This window comes from Pseudomonas sp. FeN3W, assembly GCA_030263805.2.
Lineage (GTDB): Bacteria > Pseudomonadota > Gammaproteobacteria > Pseudomonadales > Pseudomonadaceae > Stutzerimonas > Stutzerimonas stutzeri_G.
The window spans coordinates 4454696-4475002 of sequence record CP136010.1 but is presented as its reverse complement, the minus strand read 5'-3'; the positions used below and the strand labels follow the sequence as shown (position 1 = coordinate 4475002).

Here is a 20307-nt window from a genome sequence, read left to right as displayed (position 1 = left end):
TGAACCATGCCACGCACTGATCACGCCATGCCGGCCCAGCAGAAGGCCGTCCTCGCCGGCGCGGGCGGCCTGTTGCTGTTACTGCTGGCGCTATCGCTGGCCACCGGCGCCGGCGTGTATGGCGCCGACGCGGTATTCGGCTATCTGCTCGGGCAGCCGGAGCGCCTGGCCGACGACAAGCTCGCCATGGTCGTCGACACCCTGCGCCTGCCGCGCACCCTTGCGGCGCTGGTGGTCGGCGGCAGCCTGGCGATCGCCGCCTCGCTGCTGCAGAGCGCCACGCGCAATCCCCTGGCCGAGCCCGGCCTGCTCGGGGTGAACGCCGGCGCGGTGCTCGGACTGGTGATCGGCCTGATCCATTTCGGCGTCGAATCCACCCAGGGCTATCTGCTCTGGTCCGGCCTCGGCGCCCTGCTGGGCAACCTGATCGTACTGGGCGTCGGCCTGATGCTCGGCCAGGCCAGCCCGCTCAAGCTGATCCTCGCCGGCGTGGCGCTGGGTGCCATCTTCGGCGGGTTGGCCAACTTCATGCTGCTGTCCACCCGCGTGGCGCTGGAGCAGTTCCGTTTCTGGAACCTGGGCTCGCTGTCGGCCTCGCGCCTGGATGCCGTCGCCACGGTCAGCCCGCTCGCCGTGCTCGGCCTGCTGCTGGCGGCGTTCCTCTGCCGCCAGCTGACCCTGATGCAGATGGGCGACAGCCAGGCCCGTGCGCTGGGCATCCACACCACCTGGGTGCGCCTCGGCGTGCTGACGGCCTCGACCCTGCTGACCGCCTGCGCCATCTCCCTGGCCGGCCCGGTGGGCTTTCTCGGCTTTCTTGCGGCCTACTGCGCGCGGCTCGTCGAGCCGGTGGCGCTGCTGCGTCAGCTGTTGTTCTCGACACTGTTCGGCATGCTCTTCCTGCTCGCCGCCGATGTGCTCGCGCGCTGGCTGATCCAGCCCTTCGAATTGCCGGTCGGCACGCTGCTGGCGGCGCTCGGCGCGCCGGCGTTGATCGCCATCGTGTTGCGCGGCGGCTTCCGTGCCCTACTGACGGTGAGATAGCCCGATGACGACCCTACCCTCCCCCTCCGGCGTCTGGGCGCTGCGCATCGGCGCTCTGAGCCTGCTGCTGCATCGCCGCACCTGGCTGGTCTCGCTGACGCTGCTGGCATTGCTCGCCACCCTGACGGTGCTGGCCATCAGCCTCGGCAGCGGCAACCTTGGCCTGCGCGACGTGCTCACCACCCTGGCCGGCCATGGCAGCAAGCTGCAGGAGATCATGGTGTTCAAGATCCGCCTGCCGCGCGTCGCCGCCGCAATCGTCGCCGGGCTGGCGATGGGCATGGCCGGCTGCCTGATCCAGACCCTGGTGCGCAACCGCCTGGCCACGCCAGACATGATCGGCGTCAACGAGGGCGCCTCGCTGGCGGTGGTCGCCTTCGCCCTCTACCTCACCCTCGGCAACTGGCCCTGGTGGGCGTCGCCGCTCGGCGCCGTGCTGGCCGCCGCCGCGCTGTTCGTCCTGTGCCGGCGCCCCGGCGAGCAGGGCTACCTGTTCATCGTCATCGGTATCGCGCTGTCCGAACTACTCGGCGCCATCGGTGACTTCGCCATGTCGACCCAGCCTTTGGTGCACCTGGGCAGCATCTACCTGTGGACCATGGGCCACTTCGCCGGTGTCAGTTACCAGACGGTCAGCCCCATCGCGCTGCTGCTGGTGCTGCTCTGCCCGCTGATGGCGCTGCTCAACCGCCCGCTGGCGCTGCTGCGCTTCGGCGACGCCACCGCGCAGAACCTCGGCATCCGCGTAGCGGCGATCCAGCTCGGCGTGCTCGCGCTGGCGATCCTGGTGGCGGCGCTGGGCACGGCGATCGGCGGGCCGGTGGTGTTCATCGCCATGGCCGCACCGATCCTGGCGTCCTGGCTGGCCCGCGATAATCTCGCGCCGATCTGGCTGTCGGCCCTATGCGGCGCGGTGCTGCTGCTCGGTAGCGACACACTGGTGCGCGTGCTCGCCCAGCCCGAAGAAATCCCCACCGGAATCATGACGCGCCTGCTCGGCGGCATCCTGCTGCTCGGCCTCTTGATCAAGGACAGACGAGGAGCCGATTGATGACTGCCCTGCGTGCAGAAAACCTGCATTTCGCCTACCAGGACAAGGTGGTGCTCGACGACCTGTCCTTCAGCCTGCCCCGCGGCAAGCTGATCGGCATCGTCGGCCCCAACGGCAGCGGCAAGTCGACTCTGCTCAAACTGCTCGCCCGCCAGCTGCCGCTGCAGCGCGGCACGGTGGAGGTTCACGGCAAGCCGCTGGGCCACTATTCGCTCAAGGCGCTGGCGCGCGAGCTGGCCTTCCTGCCGCAGCGGCCGGTGCTGGCCGAGGGCATCCGCGTCGAACAACTGGTGCAGTACGGCCGCCATCCGCACCAGGGCTGGTTCAACCAGTGGAGCGCCGAAGACGCCCGCCAGGTGGCGCGCGCCCGCGAGGCGATGCAGCTCGATGCCATCTGGCAGCGCAACGCCGCCTCGCTCTCCGGAGGCCAGGCGCAGCGGGTCTGGCTGGGCATGATCCTGGCGCAGGACACCGACCTGATCCTGCTCGACGAACCCACCAGTGCGCTGGACATCGGCCATCAGGCCGAGGTGATGGAAGCCGTGCACAGCATCGCCGCCGCCGGGCGCACGGTGCTCATCGTGATTCACGACCTGGGCATCGCCGCGCGCTACTGCGACGAGCTGATCGCCCTGGCCGACGGCCGCATCCAGGCCATGGGCCCCGCCCGCGAGGTGATGACCAAGGCGCTGGTGGACCGCCTCTACGACACCGACGTCGACATCCTCCACGCCCCCGGCGATGGCGCCCCGGTCATCGTGCCGCGTCGCCGCCGGGCCCTGGCCGCGCATACCGAGGCACTGCTCGAACACACCGAAAAGGAAGCTACGCCATGATGCCCACGATTTCCCGGCGCCTCGCCGCCACCTTACTGGCCGGCCTGCTCGCCCTGCCCGCCATGGCCGAAACCCGCCAGGTCCAAGACGCCTTCGGCAATACGGTAAGCGTTCCCGCCGCACCCAAACGCGTCATCACCCTCAGCGAGATCGACCTGGACACCGCACTGGCGCTCGGCGTCACCCCGGTCGGCACCATCAATGGCCGTGGCCAGGCGGCACCGCCACGTTACCTGGACGGCAGGCTCCCGGCCGGGATCGAGGTGGTCGGCGACATCGACAATCCCAACCTGGAAACCCTGCTGGAACTGGAGCCCGACCTGATCCTCACCGGCCCGGTCAAGCCCGAGCAGCTGGCGATCCTCAACGAGATCGCGCCCACGGTGATCACCTTCAACTGGGCGCGGCCCTGGCAGGAAAGCATGCAGCGCACCGCCCAGGCACTGAACCGCAAGGCCGAGGCCAAGGCCGTGCTGGAGCGCTACTGGGCGCGTATCGAAGAGGCACGCAAGCGCCTCGCGGACCATCAGGGCGAGACGCTGAGCATCGTGCGCTGGAACCCCAAGGGCCCGTCGTACATGTTCCTCGACGCCTTCTCCAGCTCGGTGGTCGAGGACATCGGCCTGGTCCGTCCGCCGCATCAGCAGGACCCCGGGCATACCCACTCGATGGCCCTGAGCCTGGAGTCGCTGGAACTGCTCGATGCCGACTGGCTGGTGATCGGCACCCTGGCCACCAGCGGCGAGGCGGTCGAGGCCATGCAACAGGCCGAGCAGACCCCGGCGTTCCGCCAGCTGTCGGCGATCCGGGCCAAGCGTTTCGGCGCGGTGGACGGCTCGCTATGGACCTCGCTCGGCGGACCGCAGGCGGCGCTGCAGGTGATCGAGGATGTCGAAGAGCTGCTGGGCAAGGCGGGTGCCGAGCCGGTGGTCAGGGATTAGGATCTAGGCGAGGCCGGACGGCTGCCCGACCGGCCTTTTTTCAGATGCATCGCGCTTTCTCGGGGAAGCAAAGCTTGAGATCGGATTGGCAAGATTGGGGACGCTGCCATCTGGTTTGGGCTTGCACCTTAGTGATCAGGGCGCTTACCGAGTGTGCTGACACTTCTGGTTTCGGCCCCCCCGGCCGAGTCAAAGAAGAAGGGCTCCCGACATCCGGGTCTGTCTGCTACGCGGCCTGACTCCCTCGTTCCGGTGCCGCTCCGGGGGCCGTCACGATGGGACGTCCCTACCTCGGCGGCCCCGTCCTTCGTTCCTCGCTTGGCGTCCTGCCTCGCGTCCCCCTGCGCAACACCTCCACTCGGCCTCCTGACGGGGAATGGAGTCCGAGTCGCCTGGAAGATCGTTGATGTTTGCTTTGAGCTTTTTTTTGCACGAACCATCAGGCGACGCCCAACGCCCCTTCAGGAGGGTGAGCGGAATCGTTGCGCAGAGGGGCGAGCCGCAGGGACGCGGCGAGAGTCGTAAAGGGCCATGGATGGCCCTTGTACGACGACCCTCGGAGCGGCGATGGAGCGAACGAACCCCGGCGCAGCCGGGGCCGTATGCAGGGGCAAGCGTTTTTGCTTACTTTTTTCGCGACTGAAAAAAGTGAGTCGCCCAGCAGGGCGAAACCAAGCTTCCAAGCAACTCGCTAAACGCCTCATGAAAGCAAAACTTTCATTCAACACACACTAACTTGCCAATCCAGTATCAAGCCCCATGCCTCATCAAAGAAGATCCTTTGTTACACCGGCTCGGGTAGCCGCTTGCGGTCGATCTTGCCGCTGGCGGTCTTCGGCAGGCACTCCAGCAGCACGATGCGCCCCGGCACCATGTAGTGCGGCAGGCTGCGCTGCAGCGCGCGGCGGATCGCCACCCGGCTCAGCACGCCCGGCTCGCGCAACTCAACATAACCCACCAGGCAGGCCTCGTCGCCCTCGCCATGCAGGCGCACCGCGGCATCCTGCACGCCGGCCAGCCGGCGCAGGCTGGCCTCGATCTCGCCCAGCTCGATACGAAAGCCACGCAGCTTGATCTGGTCGTCGCGCCGCCCACGATACTGGTAGGCATCCTCGCCGACGCGGCGCACACGGTCGCCGGTGCGGTACAGACGCCGGCCCCGCCAGGCAATGAAGGCCTGCGCGCTGAGGTCGTCGCGCTGCCAGTAGCCGTCGGCCAGCGACGGCCCCTCGATGCACAGCTCGCCCTCGCCGCCCACCGCGACCGCCTCGCCGTGTTCGTCGAGCAGCCAGTGGCGATAGCCGTCGAGCGACTGGCGCAGCAGCACGCCGGCCTCGCCGAGCGGCAGTTCGACGCGCGCCATCAGCGACCACACCGTCGCCTCGGTCGGTCCATAGCAGTTCCACAACTCACCCACGCAGCCACCCAGACGGGTCGCCAGCGTGGCATCCAGCGCCTCGCCGCCGCACAGCGCCAAAAGTCCGGGCCGCCCTTGCCAGCCAGCCTTGAGCAGCATGCGCCAGAACGCCGGGGTGGCCTGCAGGGTGTTGAGATCGCTGCGCCGCTCGAGCAGTTGCAGCAGCTCAACCGGGTCCTTGTGGGTCGGCGCGCAGATCACCTCGACATAGCCGCCGCGCCAGAGCGGACCGAGCATCTCCAGCAGCGAGATATCGAAGGCCGGGGTGGTGGTGAACAGCCAGCGCGTCGCCGGGCCGATGTCCAGGCGTGCGGTCGCGGCGGCGAGGAAGTTGCCCAGCGCGACGCGGTTGATCACCACGCCCTTGGGCCTGCCGGTGGAGCCGGAGGTGAACATCATGTACGCCGGCAGGCGCTCGTCCTGCTCGGACCATTCCAGCTCGCCGGCGAGGCCCGGGCGCAGTTGCCAGGTCGGCTGCGAGAACGCTACCGGCTGGTCCTGCAGCACCAGGCTCAGCTGCGCATCGGCGGCGATGCCCTGCAGACGCTCGAGCGGAAACTCCGGCTCCAGCGGCACGAAGCACAGCCCTTCGCGCAGGCAGGCGAGCACGCTGGCGACCAGGTCCGGCGAGCGCTGCAGGTGGATGCCGACGCGCTCGCCGGCCCGCAGGCCGCACTGGCGCAGCTGCATGGCGATGGCCGCGACCCGCGCCTGCAGCTCCGCATAGCTGAAGCTGTCACCCAGGCAACCCAGCGCCGGGCGCGCGGCATGACGCTGGAACTGCTCGGTGAAATGCCGCTCAAGCGTGTTCATGGCTGACCTCCACGTGTTCGGCCAGCGCCAGCAGATTGGCCTGCAGCAGCGCCAGCAGTTGATCGTTCAGCTCGGCACGCAGGCGGCCGATCTGGCGCAGGGTCAGGCGGCCGTCGAATACGCCGCCGTGCAGGCTGATCAGCTCCGCCGAAGGGTTGTCCGCCGCGCTCGGCCGGCCGGGGGCGACCGGCAGCGCATGCCAAGCGTCCGTGCCGCTCTGGTAGACGCCGAGGTAGTTGAGCGCCACCGCCGGCAGCGGCAATTGCGACCGATGCGCGGGATTGGCGCGAAGCGGCAGGTAGCCGACGCCCTTGTCCGGCACCCGGCGCAACTGTTCGGCGGCGTGGCGCAGCAGCTGCAACCAGTCCGCCTGGTCGCACAGCGCCAGCGGGAACATGCTGGTGAACCAGCCGACCGTGCGGCTGGCGTCCAGCACCGGATCAATGACTTCGCGGCCGTGGCCTTCGAGCATGATCCACTGCCGCTCGCCGAGGCCCAGCTGGCGCAGCGAGCGGGTCAGCGCGGCGAGCAGCAATTCGCGCAGATCCACCGCGAAATGCCGGGTGGCCTGCTGCAACCGCCGCGTCAGCGCTTCGCTCAGCTCCAACTTCTGCTCGCGCGCTGCACCAGCACCGGCCCAGCTGGCGGGTAGCGTCTGCGGCATGCCGGCCAGCTCCGCCAGCCAGTACGGCAGCTGTGCCTCGGCACGCCGGGCATAGGCGGCCAGCCCCTCGCCCCACTGGCGATAGCTGCTGGTCTTGGCCGGCAGCGCCTCGCCGCGCGCCAGCCGGCGCAGGTCCTCGACCAGGATGCGCCAGGACACCGCGTCGATCGCCAGGTGATGCACGGCGATGAACAGTCCGCGCATGCCGCCGGCGAGGTTGTCGAGCAGCGCCCAGGCCAGGCTGCGTCCCTGCGCCGGCTGCATGTGTGCCTGCAGCTCGGTCAGCGCCTGCTGCAGGCCGTCCTCGCCGAGCGCCGCCGCATCCAGCTGCGCCGGTTCGCTCAGCGCCACATGCGCCAGGTAGCGCTGGCCGTCGGCAGTCACCGCCAGCCGCAGCGCGTCGTGGTGGCGCAGCAGTTGGCGCATGAAATCCATCAACTGCAGAGCATCGATGCCGGCCGGCAGGCGCAATACCACGCCCTGGTTCCAGTGTTGCGGGCTGGCGAACGGCTGTTCGAAGAACCAGCGCTGGATCGGTTGCAGGGCGAATGCCTCGCCCTCCAACACGCCCTGCTCGGCACGGATCGCCACGTTCTCACGCGGCTGACCGAGCACGCGGCACAGCCGGCGTACGGTGCGCGCCTCGAACACCTCCTTGACCGTGCAGGCATGGCCGGCATCGCGCAGGCGGGTAGTCAGCTGGATGCTCAGGATCGAATCGCCGCCGAGGGCGAAGAAGTCACTCTCGACCCCGAGCGGCCGCTCCAGCACGCCCTGCCAGATCGCCAGCACTTCGGCTTCCAGCGCATCGGCCGGTGCTGCCGGGGCAGCCTCCTCGGCCAGCTCCACCGGCGGCAGACGGCGCAGGTCGAGCTTGCCGTTGGCGGTCAGCGGCATACGTTCGAGCAGGATCAGCCGCACCGGCACCATGTATTCCGGCAGGCGCCGCGCCACGTCCTGGAGGATGGCGTCCGCCTCCGGCACAGCGGTGCCCGGCTTGACCGAGGCGTAGGCCACCAGGGCCTGGCGCCGGCCCTGGCGGGTGACGATGACCTTGATCTGCTGCAACGCCGGGCAGCCAATGCCCAGCTGCGCCTCGATCTCGCCGGGCTCGATGCGATAACCGCGCAGCTTGATCTGCTCGTCGATGCGACCGAGGTATTGGTACTCGCCGTTGCCCAGCAGGCGTGCGCGGTCTCCGGTGTGGTACAGGCGTACCCTGACCCCGGCGATCTCGTGCTCGCGGAACACCGCGGCGCTGCGCTGCGGCTGGTTCAGGTAGCCGCGCGCCAGGCCCAGCCCGGCCAGGCACAGCTCGCCCGGCACGCCGACCGGACAGAGCCGGCCGTGCGCATCGAGCACCAGCGCCTGCATGCCGTCGATCGGCCGGCCGATGCTCGGCGTCGCGCCGGGCTCGATGAGCTTGGTCAGCGCGGTGACGGTGGCCTCGGTCGGGCCGTACATGTCGATCAGGCGGAACTGCCGGCCCCAGCGCTCGGCCAGTGCCGGCGGGCAGGCCTCGCCGCCGAAGCCCACCGCCTTCATCGCCGGCAGCGGCCGCGCCGGCAGGGTCGCCAGCAGCGCGGTGGCGAAGATCATATGGCTGGTGCGCGTGCGCTCGATCTCGTCCAGCAGCCCCTCGCCGGGGTCGGCCCAGAGCAGGCAGGCGCCGTGGCTCAGCGGCAGCAGCGCGCACATGTTGCCGGCATCGAAGGACAGCGACATGCAGTCGAGCATGCGGTCGCCCGGGCCGATCTCGAGGCGACGGCCGTGGTCCAGCAGCAGGTTGGCCAGCGCGCCGTGCTCGACCATCACGCCCTTGGGCAAACCGGTGGAGCCGGAGGTATAGATCACCTGCGCCAGCTGCTGCGGTTCGTCACTGCGCGGCGGCGCGGGCGACTGCGCATCAAGTTGCGCGCACAGCGCGGCGGCGCTCAGGTCGACCCAACGCAGGCCATCCAGCGCGAACGGCGCGGCGCCGGCACCGAGCAGCAGGTCGAGCCCGGCGTCGGCGACGATGTGCGCGATGCGCTCGGCCGGGTAATCCGGGTCCAGCGGCACATAGGCGCAGCCGGCCTTCCACACCGCGAGCGCGGCGACGGCGAAGGCGTTCTCGCGCCGCGCCAGCACCCCGATCAGCGCCCCAGGCTGGCAGCCCTCGGCCTGCAGCCAGTGCGCCAGGCGGTTGGCTCGCGCATCGAGTTCGGCGTAGCCGATGCCGCCGTCACCTTCATGCAGCGCCACGGCCTGCGGTTGTCGACGTGCCCAACCCTCGAACAGCGACAGCGGCGTCAGCCCACGCGGATAGGCCTTCGGCAGCGCCGCCAGCCGCTCGCCGGTGGCACGCAGCAGTTCGTCGTCGAGCAGCGGCAATTGCCAGATGTCCTGCGCGGGGTCGGCGACCACCGCCTGCAGCAGCCGCAGCAAGCGGCTGGCATAGCCTTCGACGGTGCCGCGCTCGAACAGCGCGGTGGCGTACAACCAGTCGATGCGCACCGAGTCCATCAGCTCGGTGACCTTCACCGAGATATCGGTCTTGGCCGGCAGCGCCGGGGAGGTTTCCTCCACTGCATTGCAACCGGGGATCAGGTCGTTGAAATCCACCCGCGCCTGGTACACCAGCATGATCTGGAAGATCGGGTTGATCGCCGTGTGGCGGTCCATGCCCAGGGCCTCGCCGAGGGCCTCGAAGCGGTACAGCTGGTGGTCGAAGGCTTCCAGATCGTCCTGCCGGCACTGGCGCAGATAGTCGCTGAATGCCTGGCGCTCGGGCAGCTGCGTGCGCAGCACCAGGGTGTTGACGAAAAAGCCCACCAGCGCCTCGATATCCGGGCGCTCGCGGTAGGCCAGCGGCGTGCCGATCACGATGTCGCGCTCGCCGCTGTGGCGCGCCAGCAGCAGCGCGAACAATGCGTGCAGGCCGATGAACGGCGAGGCGCTGTGGCGCTGGCAGAGCTGCTTGAAGCGCGTCCACAGGTCGTTGTCGATGGTCGAGAACACCAGCGCGCCGCCGCTGGTCTGCTGCGCCGGGCGCGGCCGGTCCAGCGGCAGGCTGTGCACCTCGGGGATACCGGCCAGGCGCTCGACCCAGAACGGTTTGTATTCGGCGTGGTAATCGCGAAACAGCGGCGAGTTGAACCAGTGCGCGTAGTCGATGAAGGTCAGCGGCGGCTCGCCCCAGTCCAGCGGCTGGCGATTCTGGTAGGCGAGGAAGGCGGTCTTGAGGTCGGCGAACATGTTCTTCACCGACCAGCCATCGGAAATGATGTGGTGCTGGTTGATCAGCAGCACGTGCTCGCGCGCACCCAGGCGCAGCAGGTGCACGCGGGTCAGCTCGCCGCTGGCGAGGTCGAATGGCCGCTCGATTTCCTCGCGCACCCGTTCGGCCACCCGCGCCTCGCGGGCCGACGCCTCCAGCCCGGTGAAGTCTTCGTGGACCAGGGCGAAGCCGCGATGGGCGAAGATCTGCTGCTCGCCCTTGCCTTCGGCGTTGCGCAAAAAGCGCGTGCGCAGGCTGGCGTGGCGCCGCACCAGGGCATCGAAGGCGAACTCCAGCGCCGCCACGTCCAGCTCGCCGTCGAGGCGGAAGAACACCGGCATGTTGTACAGGTGCGAGTGCTCCTGGTATTGCTCGATGAACCACAGCCCGCTCTGCGACGAGGACAGCGGGCCGGCCTCGGCGTGACGCGGCTCGATGGGCGCCTCGAACGCCTGGCGCGCCCGCAGGCAGCGGACGATGGCGTCGCGGTGGTCGCGGATCAGCTGGCCCAGCTCGGGGGTCAGCGCCTCCTTGCTCGACTGCGAGACCAACTGGCCCTGGGCGTTGAGCGCCAGGTGTACGCCTTGCCCGGCGAGCTGCCGGAGCAGACCGATGATGTTGTCGTGCATCTGCTACCTCTCAGGCTGCCAGGGTGGCGCCGCCGTCGACGACGATGTCCTGCAGGGTGATGTGGCTGGCCAGGTCCGAGGCGAGGAACAGCACGGTGTTGGCCACCTCCTCGGGCGTGGCGATCTTCTGCAGCGGGATGCCGAGCTTGAACTGCTCGGGGAAGCCGGCGATGGTCCGCGTCCGGCCGCTGTCGTCGGCCCACATGCCGCGCTGCATGGCGGTATCGGTGGAACCCGGCGACACCAGGTTGCAGCGCACGCCGCAGGTCGCGAGTTCCAGCCCGGCGGTGCGAATCAAGCTGGTCAGCGCGGCCTTGGACGCCGCGTAGGCCGCCATCTGCATGCGCGGCACCCGGGTCGCATTGCTGCTCACCGCCACCACCGCACCGCGGCGCTGCGCCTTGAAACGCGGCAGCAGCTCGCGCAGCAGGTAGAACGGCCCGGACAGGTTGACCCGCAGCGAGTCGTCCCAGTCGGCCAAGCTCAGTTCCTCGATCGCGCCCAGACGCAGGATGCCGGCGACGCTGGCGAGCACGTCGATGCCCTGCCCCGGCGCCAGCAGTTCGGCGCAGGCCCGGTGCACGGCCGCGGCATCGCTGACGTCGAGCACATAGGTGCGGTAGCCGTAGTCACACTCCGGGAAGGCCTGGTCCAGCCCCACCACCTCGCCGCCGAGCCGGGCGAAACCCTCGGCCACCGCGCGGCCGATGCCCTGACCGGCGCCGGTGACCCAGATGTGCCGCCCGTGAAAATCCATCTGCTGTGTCATCCGCATCTCCTCACCAGACCGTTTCCACCTGCGCTTGCCCCTGCCGCAGGCGGCTATCGAGGAAGCGGCAGAAATCCGCCAGACAGGGGTTGTCGAACACGTCCGAGACCTTCACCGCGGTGCCGAACTCGGCGGCCAGGCGGTTGACGATCTGGATGGTCTGCAACGACTGGCCGCCGAGCTCGAAGAAGTTGTCCTGCGCCTGGATGCCGCCGACGCCGAGGATCTGCTGCCAGATGGCGCTGACCCGCTGCTGGGTGGCATCGTCCAGCGCCCGCGTGGTCGCACCCTGCAGGTACTCGGCCTGCAGGCGCTTGCGGTCGAGCTTGTTGCTGCCGGTACGCGGCAGGGCGCGGTAGTGGCGGTAGTCGGTCGGCACCATCGCCGCCGGTAGTACCTGGCCCAGCTCACGGCGAATAGCACGCAGGTCGTCGCAGGGGCCGGCGACGAAGGCCACCAGCCGGCGCAGGCCGCCACCCAGTTCCAGGCCGAGCACGCAGGCTTCGTCGACGCCGTCCAGCGCCAGCAGGCGCGCCTCGACCTCGCCGGGCTGGATGCGGTAGCCGCTGATCTTGAATTCGTTGTCCAGCCGGCCGAGGTAGACCAGTTGGCCATCGACGTGGCGCACGCGGTCGCCGGTGCGGTAGACCGTTTCTTCTTGCGCGCCGATGCGCAGGCGGGCGAAGGCCGCGGAGTCGCTGTTGAGATAACCGTTGGCCAATTGCGGACCGCAGAGCACCAGCTCGCCTTCGGCGGCCGGGCGGTCGCCGCGGTCGAGCACCAGCGTCTGTACCGTCGCCAGCGGCTGGCCGATGGGCAGGCAGGCGGCGCTGGCATCGACCTGCTGCAGGTCGCAGCTGCTGGCGACCACCGTGGCCTCGGTCGGCCCATAGGTGTTGATCAGCCGCAGTTGCGGCCCGGCCACGCGCTGCCAGGCGGCCAGCTGTTCGGGGAATACCGCCTCGCCGCCGATGATCACCGTCTTCAGCCCGGCCGGAATCCGTGCCTGGCCGCTGCGCAGCGCCACCACCCACTCATTCCAGAACGCCGTGGGCAGGTCGACGATGCCGATCGCCTGCTTCTGGAGCCCGTCGACGAAGGCATCGATCGACTGCAGCAGCGCATCGGTACGCAGCACCAGGGTGGCGCCGGCGCTCAGGCTGACGAAGACTTCCTCGATGCTGGCGTCGAAGTTGAACGGCGCGAACTGCAGCATGCGGTCGTCCGCCGTCACGCCGTAGCGCAGCCGCGCCGCCGCACTGAAGTGGTCCAGCGCGCGATGGCTGATCTCCACGCCCTTCGGCGCGCCGGTGGAGCCGGAAGTGAACATCAGGTAGGCCGCCGCCTCGCCGCTGCGCGGCGCATGCCGACGCGTGCTGCTGGCGAGCTGGCCGAGCAGCTGGATCGGTCCGGCGTAGCTGTCCGCCAGGCGATGGCGGTAGGCCGCCTCGGTGATCACCAGCGCCAGTTCTGCACTGGCGCAGATCAGTCGCTGCCGCTCGGCCGGCTGCTCGGCATCCAGTGGCACATAGACGGCGCCCGCCAGCAGCACACCGAGCTGGGCGACGATCGCCTCGGGCGAGCGCGCGAGCATCACCCCGACCCGCTCGCCGGGCCGCACACCCTGCTCCGCCAGCGCCGCGGCGATCTCCTCGGCACGCGCCAGCAGCGCGGCATAGTTCAGCCGGCGCTCGCCCTGGCACAGCGCGATGCGTTCCGGCTGGCGCGCAGCATGGTTGCGGATCGCCGCCAGCACGCTGGGCACCTCGCCCAGCTGCGCCTGTTCCGCGGCCGGCGCGTTCAGGCGCTGGCGAAATCGGTAGTCGGCCATCCAGGCCTCGAGCAGCCTGTCGCGCGGCGTCTCGGGTTTCGCCAGCCAGCGGCCGAGCAGCTCGAACAGTTCTTCCTGCAGCGCCTGCAGGTGCGCGGCGCTGTAGCAGGCCGGGTTGGCGTCGTAGTCCAGCTGCGGAATGCCGTCGGCGCCGACCTGCACCTCCAGGGTCAGGTCCTCCACCGGCCCGGCGCTGAGGTTCAGCGTGCGCGCCGGCAGCTCGCCGTAGGCCAGCGGGCGATCGAACGGCATGATGTTGACCAGCGGGCCGAACAGCCGCTGCTCGCCGCCGACGCGACCGAGGTCGCGGCGCAGCGCTTCGTAGCGGTAATGCTGGTGCTTGCGGCTGCCACGGCGCAGCTTGGCGATGCTCCGGGCGCTGGCGATCAGGTCGGCGCCAGCGTCCGTTTCCAGGCACAGCGGGGCGATGTTCATCTGCATGCAGGGCACGTTGAACGCGGCCGAACCGATGCGGTTCATCACCATCAGCCCGAATACCTGGGCATCGCTGCCGCTGACCTGGCGCAGCTGGGCACTGAGCCCGGCCAGCAGCAGATCGGCCCAGCCGACGCCATGGGCTTGGGCGGTGGTGTTCAGCGCCTGCCACAACGGTGCCGGAAAGCGCGCGCCGTGGCGCACGAAAGTCGCCGAGATCGGCGCGCTGCGCTCGCTGAAACTGACCGGCGCTGGCAGCCGCGAGTAGGTCTCCAGCCAGTAGCCGCGCGCGGCGGCAGTTCGCCCCTGGGCGTCGCGCGCGGCATCCTCGGCGAGCACCTCGGCGTAGCGGCCGAAGCCGCAGGCCGGCGCCGGCTCGCCGCGCACGGCGGCGCTGTAGAGTTCGGCGATGCGCTGGTAGAGCAGGTTGGTGCCGTAGCCGTCGAGGGCGATGTGGTGCACGCAGCTGTAGAGGAAATCCTGCCCGGCGGCCTGCAGCAGCACGAAGCGGCAGGCCAGCTCGCGCTCCAGGTCGAACGGCTGGCGGAGATCGGCCAGCGCCCAGTCGCGCACCCAGGCCTCGGCATCGGCGCACGCCGGTACGTCCAGCTGCGCCACGTCCAGCGGCAGTTCGCAGGGTTCGAAGAGCACCGCCTCGCCGTCGACGACATAGCGCCCGGCCAGCGCCTCGCATTCGCCCACCGCCTGTCGCACGGCGGCGATCAGCAGCGGCGCCTGCGCCTTGCCGGCAAAGGCGATGCATTCGGCGGTGTTGAACATGGCACGGTCTTCGTTGAGCAGGTAGCCGTACCAGAGGCCCTGCTGCGCATTGCCCAGCGGCCTCATGCGGCACCTCCGTGCTGCTGGATCTGCGCCCACCAGCCGTTGAGGGTCGGTGTCTTGGCCAGGTCGGTGAAGCTCAGCTCCAGCCCCTGCTCGCGCCATTCGCTGAGCAGCGCCATCACCTGGATCGAGTCCAGACCGTAGTCCAGCAGGTTCTCGTCGGGGTCGAACGGTTCGTCGATCTCGTCGAGCATGCCCAGCAGGCGTGTCTGCAGTACCTCGCGGGTCAGCGCCAGGCGCGACGGGCGACCCAGCTCGAGCACCTCGCGGCACTCGATCACCCGGCCGCAGCGGGTGGCCACGTAGTTCAGCGCCATCTGGTGGTCGGTCTGGCTGAAATCGGCGATGCCGTCGGCCAGCAGGAACGGCTGGATGTCGCGCATGAAGGCGTCGCAGGCGGTCATCAGGCAGCCGATGTGGCCGTAAATGCCGCCGATGATCAGTTGGTCGCGGCCCAGTTCGCGCAGCATGTGCTCCAGTGGCGAACGCTGGAAGGCGCTGTAGCGCCATTTGACCAGCACCGTGTCGTCCGCCGCCGGCGCGAGACCGGCGACGATGCCCTGACGCGCCGGGTGCAGGGTGATGCCGGGACCCCACATGTCGTTGAGCAGCGCTCGCTCGCCGGCGGCCTGCTGGCCGGGCTGGGCGGTGTAGACCAGCGGAATGCCCAGCGCCTTGCAGCGCTCGCGCACGGCGGCCAGGCGCTCGACCAGCGCGGTGACGAAGGGGCTGTCCGCGCCCCAGAAATCGCAGAAATAGTCCTGCATGTCGTGAATCAGCAGCACCGCGCGGCCGGGTTCGACCGGCCACTGGACTTTGTTCACCGCCCATTCGGTCGGCAGTGCGTAAGGCGTGAGAGAAGGAATAGCCATGATGCGAAGTCCTTATTCGGTAACGGTCAATCGTTCGGCGAGGTGGCGGCGCAGGCGGGTCTTGTCCACCTTGCCCACCGCCGTCATGGGCAGTGCGGCAACCCGCTCGATGCGGTCCGGCAGCTTGTAGTCGGCGAGCCCAAGGCCACGCAGGTATCTGCGCAGGGCGACACCCTTGAGCGCCGGGTCGGCGCTGACGACGAAGGCACAGCTCTTCTCGCCCATCGTCTCGTCAGGCATGGATACCAGCGCGGCATGGGTAACGGCCGGATGCGCCATGAGCAGGTTTTCCACCTCTTCGGCGGCGATCTTTTCGCCGCCGCGGTTGATCTGGTCCTTGATCCGCCCGACCACCACCAGGTAGCCGTCCGCGCGCAACTGCACCAGGTCGCCGGAGCGGTAGAAGCCCTCGGCATCGAAGGCCTGGGCGTTGTGTTCGGGGCTCTGGAAATAGCCGCGGATGGTGTAGGGGCCGCGGGTCAGCAGCGCGCCGGTCTGCCCCGGCGCCACCGGACGGCCGTCGCGGTCGACCACCCTGACTTCGTCGTCCGGGCTCATCGGCCGCCCCTGGGTCAGGTAGACGTGCGCGTCGTCATCGTCCAGGCGGGTGTAGTTGACCAACCCCTCGGCCATGCCGAACACCTGTTGCAGGCGACAACCGAGCACCTGCGGAATGCGTCGGGCCTGCGCGTCCGGCAACCGGGCGCCGCCGACCTGCAGCAGCCGCAGCGACGCCAGTTCGGTCTCGTGGCCGGGCGCCGCCTGCAGCCACAGCGACAGCGCCGGCGGTACCAGCGCGGCGACGTCGACCCGCTGCGCGGCGATCAGCGGGAAACAGCTGGCCGGCCCCGGATCCGCCGCCAGCACCACGCGCCCACCGGCGACGAACACGCCCAGCGCGCCCGGCGAGCTGAGCGGGAAGTTGTGCGCCGCCGGCAATGCGCAGAGGTAGCGGGTATCGCGGTCGAAGCCGCAAAGCTCCACGCTGCGGCGCACGCTGTAGTAGTAGTCGTCGTGGGTACGCGGGATCAGCTTCGGCGTGCCGGTGCTGCCGCCGGAGAGCTGGAAGAAGGCCACCTCGTCCGCCGGCGTCGGCGCGAAATCGCGCTCGGCCGCGACCGGCTGCAGCCAGGCCGCCAGGCTGCGCTGCGCCTGGCCATCGGCGTACAGCAACGGCGTGTCGAGCTCCGGTACCCGTTGCTGCAGCTCGGCGAGAAACAGGTCGTCGTTCTGGAACAGCGGGTGCAGGCGGCTGGCGATCAGCAGGCGCGGGCGGATCTGCTCGGCATAGGCATGCAACTCCAACCGGCTGTGGCTGAACAGCGCGTTGACCGGTGCGATCCCGGCCTTGAGCAGAGCGAAGAAGACGATGTACAGCTCGGCCTGGTTGCCCAGCTGCACCAGCGCCCGATCGCCCTGGCCGAGGCCGTGGTTGGCCAGGCGCTGCGCGAGGTTGCTGGACAGCGCATCCAGCTCGGCGTAGCTCAGCTGGCGCTCGCCACAGACCACGGCGACGGCGTCCGGCTGCGTTTCGACCTGAACCGCGAGCATGTGGCTGAGCGGCTCGCCGATCCAGTAGCCGGCCTGCCGATAACGCTCGGCGAACGCGGCGGGCCAGCGGGTGAAGGGAATCAGGCTCACACCGCCTCCTTGTCGAGGCCGAAGGCGGCGAGCATGGTGCCAAGCTTGGTGCCGGTCTCGCGCCACTCCGCTTCCGGGCAGGAGGCGCTGACCAGGCCGGCGCCGGCGAACAGACGCACGCGGGTCTGCTGGATGATGCCGCAGCGGATCACCACCGCCCACTCGCCGTTGCCGGCGGCATCGCACCAACCGACGATGCCGCCGAACACGCCCCGGTCGAACGGCTCCAGCTCGGTGATAACCTGCTTCGCCGCGGCGGTGGGAAAGCCGCACAGCGCCGGCGTCGGGTGCAGCCGACAGGCCAGGCGCAGCGCGGACAGATCGTCCTCCAGCTCACCTTCGATCTGGGTGGACAGATGCCAAAGCCTCGCGGTCTTGAGCAGCGTCGGTGCCAGCGGGATGCTCAGGCTGCGACACATCGGGCGCAGCTGGCCGGCCAGCTCCTCGATGACCAGGCGGTGCTCGTGCTGGTCCTTGGCCGAATCCAGCAGTCCTCGCGCCGCCCACTCGTCCACCAGCGGATCGTCGGAGCGCTTGGCCGAACCGGCCAGCGGGTTGCTGGCAAACGCCCGGCCGCGCTTGCGCAGTAGCAATTCGGGGCTGGCACCGATCAGCACGCCATCATCGGGCAGCTCGACGGCGAAGTGATAGGCCTCGGGATTCTGCTGACGCAGGCCCTGGAAGATCGTCTGCGCGCATGGTGGCTCGTCGAACTCCAGCTGCAACAGCCGCGACAGCACCGCCTTGTCGATACGGCCGGCGCGCAGCAGGTCCAGCGCCTGGTTGACTGCCTGGCGAAAACCATCGCGGCCCGGCTGTTCGACACAACTGCGTGCCGTGCCACAAGGCAGGCCGCAGATCGACGTCGGCGGCGACGCCGGCTGCAGGAAGGCCAGATGCCGCGGGATGAACAGCTGCGACGGCTGCCACTTGTCGAAGGGAATCACGCCGACCACGGCGGGATTGCTCAGCCCCGCCGCGCGCGCCTCGCCCAAGGCCCGCTGCACGCTACGTTCGAGCGCCTGGCCGTCCTCCTCGGCGGGCGTCGCCAGCGTGGCGAAACAGCCATTGGCCTCGACCCCGCCCGACGGCGAATAGAAACGGAAACTGGGAGCGAATATGCGGCTCCGATGGGAGCCAGAGGGTACAGCGTGAGCCCATGCGTTCACCGCGACCTCCTTTCAGTAAACTTAATCAGAATTATTATCATTTGCGATCGAGGCAGCGAATTTAGCCAGACGCAGTAGATGCGTCAAATTATTTCGAGACGTTTTGCGCAGCCGATTGAAGTGTCAAATAGCCATCAGTGAAGACCGCTAGGTACCGAACTTCTGCAGCCTGTCATCGTCGAAACGGCTTCCAGCAAGTGGCAAACGGAGCCGAAATGCGGTCGAAACGGGACGAGAAACCAATGGCGCCGAGCGCCCTGCCCCGAGCAGGAAAGCGCTCTGCGCGACGTGACGGATATCTGCGCACCGGAGTCGTCGCGCTGCTGGCGACGACCATTGCCCTGCCCGCCTTCGCAACGAACGGCTCACTCGCCGAGCGTGACGCGCAGAACAAGCGCCTGAGCGCACAGCTGATGGCGGAGACGAATCGGCTGTCGGCCGCGCCGACGGCGAAGTACAACCACATCATCACCTACGGCCAGTCGCTCGCCTCGGCAGCCGAAGGCTGGCCGGCGCTATCCAGCCAGCCGCGCTACGACAACCTCATGCTCGGCCAGGCGGTACGCTCGGCGACCTACAGCGGCGCCACGTTCAAGCCAGTCGGCGAGGCCGCCTTCACCCCTCTGCGGGCGGTGGTGCAGCAGAAGAGCAACGCGGCCGTCGTGCTCGATGCGGACAAGGTCGGCAAGCTGGCGCCGCAGGCGCAGGAAGAAGGCGAATCGGTGGAAGTCGGCGCGCTGAACATGGCACGCCGGCTCTATCTGCATCACCTCGGTCGCGACACCGACCCCGAACACCTGTTCGTCGCCAGCAATGCCTCGACTTCCGGCCGCTCGATCGCCCAGCTGTCGAAGAAAGGCGGCACCCACGAATACCGGCGGGTGGCGCAGGCCATGGACCAGGCCAAGGCCCTCGCCGATGCCGAGAACGCCAGCTACGCCGTCAGCGCCTTCTTCTGGTTGCAGGGCGAATTCGACTACTCGCACACCAATGGCGGCGTCAACGACAAGGCCCGCTACAAGCGGCTGTTGCGCCAGCTGCGCGACGACCTCTACGCGGACACCCAGGCCATCAGCGGACAGGAGCAGATGCCGGCCTTCTTCAGCTACCAGACCGACGCCAAATCCTCGGTGAAGGACGGCTCGCTCGCCATCGGCATGGCGCAATGGGAGCTGGCCCAGGAAGAACCCGGCTGGTACCTGGTCGGCCCGGTCTACCCCTACACCGACAAGGGCGTGCACCTGTCGGCGAACGGCTATCGCTGGTTCGGCCAGATGCTCGGCAAGGTCTACCATCGCGTCGTCATCGAGCGTAAGGGCTGGACCCCACTCGCACCGCGCCAGGCCACGGCGGACGGCCGCGACGTCTTGATCGACTACTACGTACCGCACCCGCCGCTAGAGTTCGACCAGCCGTACATCGGCCACCAGGCCCGCGACGTGGAGAACAAGGGTTTCGTGCTGCATGACGACCAGGGCGAAGTCCCCATCGAAGCCGTCGAAATCGCCGCCGATACCGTGGTGCGGCTGCGCGCCGGTCGCGAGCTCAGTGGCCAACCGCGCATCAGCTACGCCAGTCACCAGGTCGGCGGCGCCGGCCAGCTGCGCGACAGCGACCCGATGCACGCCGACGCCACCTACGAATACCTGCCCGACCTCATGCCTGCCGAAGCCAACATCAAGGCACTGGTGCACCAGCCCTACCCGCTGCACAACTGGAGCATCGCCTTCGATATCGAGGTGGATGCTGAGCGCTGAGGTCAGGACATCTTGGTGCCTGCGGACCGGCAACCTCCTCTCAGCCCAGCGCCTGACCAAGCTTGCGCTACGCCTGGCCGTGCCAAATCAGTTCTGCTGCCGCTCGTGAGTACGGGCGGCCGTACCCGATCGATGGTCTGAATCGATTCCCTTCTGCGCACTTGTTCCACTTGTTCTAACCGTGGCAGCGCCGGCTGCGCCGCGTTGGGACGGTGTGGCCCGGTGCGCACCATCGGCGGGCGCCATAGCGCTGGGCAGCCGCCTGATCGATTGGTCAGTCGCAGGCCGAAATCCATTCTCAAAACAGGAACATAGTCCCGATCCGCGGAGTTCTGG

12 protein-coding genes are annotated in these 20307 nt (G+C 68.9%); 5 read left to right on the top strand and 7 right to left on the bottom strand.

From position 1 onward, the window contains the following. The first annotated feature begins 6 nt into the window (after positions 1–6). The 4 genes from P5704_021040 to P5704_021025 are packed head-to-tail and all read left to right on the top strand — an operon-like array spanning position 7 to position 3872. Complete coding sequence (locus P5704_021040) at positions 7–1044, top strand: iron ABC transporter permease (protein ID WOF78465.1); 1038 nt, start codon at positions 7–9, stop codon at positions 1042–1044. Positions 1045–1048: 4 nt separating this feature from the next. Further along, positions 1049–2095: an iron ABC transporter permease gene (locus tag P5704_021035; protein ID WOF78464.1), complete on the top strand. Its 1047-nt coding sequence runs from the start codon at positions 1049–1051 to the stop codon at positions 2093–2095. Next, entirely contained in the window at positions 2095–2931 is an 837-nt protein-coding gene (locus tag P5704_021030) for an ABC transporter ATP-binding protein (protein ID WOF78463.1), read from the top strand. The genes P5704_021035 and P5704_021030 overlap by 1 nt, the downstream gene beginning before the upstream one ends. Continuing rightward, positions 2928–3872, top strand: coding sequence for an iron-siderophore ABC transporter substrate-binding protein (locus tag P5704_021025; GenBank protein WOF78462.1), 945 nt, complete (start codon positions 2928–2930; stop codon positions 3870–3872). The genes P5704_021030 and P5704_021025 overlap by 4 nt, the downstream gene beginning before the upstream one ends. Before the next feature lie 784 nt (positions 3873–4656). On the opposite strand, the gene P5704_021020 is transcribed toward P5704_021025, so the two are convergent. Genes P5704_021020 through P5704_020990 form a run of 7 tightly spaced genes read right to left on the bottom strand, consistent with a single transcriptional unit; the run spans position 4657 to position 18214 of the window. Beyond that, on the bottom strand, positions 4657–6102 hold the full coding sequence (locus tag P5704_021020) for an amino acid adenylation domain-containing protein (GenBank protein ID WOF78461.1): 1446 nt from the start codon (positions 6100–6102) through the stop codon (positions 4657–4659). Continuing rightward, the gene (locus P5704_021015) at positions 6089–10654 is read right to left on the bottom strand and encodes a non-ribosomal peptide synthetase (GenBank protein ID WOF78460.1); all 4566 of its coding nucleotides are present in this window, start codon (positions 10652–10654) and stop codon (positions 6089–6091) included. The genes P5704_021020 and P5704_021015 overlap by 14 nt, the downstream gene beginning before the upstream one ends. 10 nt (positions 10655–10664) lie before the next feature. Further along, a complete protein-coding gene (gene dhbA, locus P5704_021010; GenBank protein WOF81295.1) occupies positions 10665–11411 on the bottom strand; it encodes a 2,3-dihydro-2,3-dihydroxybenzoate dehydrogenase in 747 nt (248 codons plus the stop codon). Between the two features lie 22 nt (positions 11412–11433). Continuing rightward, the gene (locus tag P5704_021005; GenBank protein WOF78459.1) at positions 11434–14535 is read right to left on the bottom strand and encodes a non-ribosomal peptide synthetase; all 3102 of its coding nucleotides are present in this window, start codon (positions 14533–14535) and stop codon (positions 11434–11436) included. Next, positions 14532–15404, bottom strand: a complete 873-nt coding sequence (locus P5704_021000; GenBank protein WOF78458.1) for an isochorismatase family protein — start codon at positions 15402–15404, stop codon at positions 14532–14534. The genes P5704_021005 and P5704_021000 overlap by 4 nt, the downstream gene beginning before the upstream one ends. Positions 15405–15416: 12 nt before the next feature. After that, entirely contained in the window at positions 15417–17045 is a 1629-nt protein-coding gene (locus tag P5704_020995) for a (2,3-dihydroxybenzoyl)adenylate synthase (GenBank protein WOF78457.1), read from the bottom strand. Then, complete coding sequence (locus tag P5704_020990; GenBank protein WOF78456.1) at positions 17042–18214, bottom strand: isochorismate synthase; 1173 nt, start codon at positions 18212–18214, stop codon at positions 17042–17044. Before P5704_020990 ends, P5704_020995 begins: the two co-directional genes overlap by 4 nt. A gap of 242 nt (positions 18215–18456) precedes the next feature. Here P5704_020990 and P5704_020985 point away from each other — a divergent pair, with 242 nt between their 5' ends. Continuing rightward, positions 18457–19971 (top strand): phosphate ABC transporter substrate-binding protein, encoded by a 1515-nt coding sequence (locus P5704_020985; GenBank protein ID WOF81294.1) that lies wholly within the window; start codon positions 18457–18459, stop codon positions 19969–19971. Positions 19972–20307 lie beyond the last annotated feature (336 nt).

Coding starts and splice junctions, on each gene's coding strand:
- P5704_021040 (WOF78465.1), top strand. CDS start 7: ATGCCACGCACTGATCACGCCATGCCGGCCCAGCAGAAGGCCGTCCTC.
- P5704_021035 (WOF78464.1), top strand. CDS start 1,049: ATGACGACCCTACCCTCCCCCTCCGGCGTCTGGGCGCTGCGCATCGGC.
- P5704_021030 (WOF78463.1), top strand. CDS start 2,095: ATGACTGCCCTGCGTGCAGAAAACCTGCATTTCGCCTACCAGGACAAG.
- P5704_021025 (WOF78462.1), top strand. CDS start 2,928: ATGATGCCCACGATTTCCCGGCGCCTCGCCGCCACCTTACTGGCCGGC.
- P5704_021020 (WOF78461.1), bottom strand. CDS start 6,102: ATGAACACGCTTGAGCGGCATTTCACCGAGCAGTTCCAGCGTCATGCC.
- P5704_021015 (WOF78460.1), bottom strand. CDS start 10,654: ATGCACGACAACATCATCGGTCTGCTCCGGCAGCTCGCCGGGCAAGGC.
- dhbA (WOF81295.1), bottom strand. CDS start 11,411: ATGGATTTTCACGGGCGGCACATCTGGGTCACCGGCGCCGGTCAGGGC.
- P5704_021005 (WOF78459.1), bottom strand. CDS start 14,535: ATGAGGCCGCTGGGCAATGCGCAGCAGGGCCTCTGGTACGGCTACCTG.
- P5704_021000 (WOF78458.1), bottom strand. CDS start 15,404: ATGGCTATTCCTTCTCTCACGCCTTACGCACTGCCGACCGAATGGGCG.
- P5704_020985 (WOF81294.1), top strand. CDS start 18,457: ATGGCGCCGAGCGCCCTGCCCCGAGCAGGAAAGCGCTCTGCGCGACGT.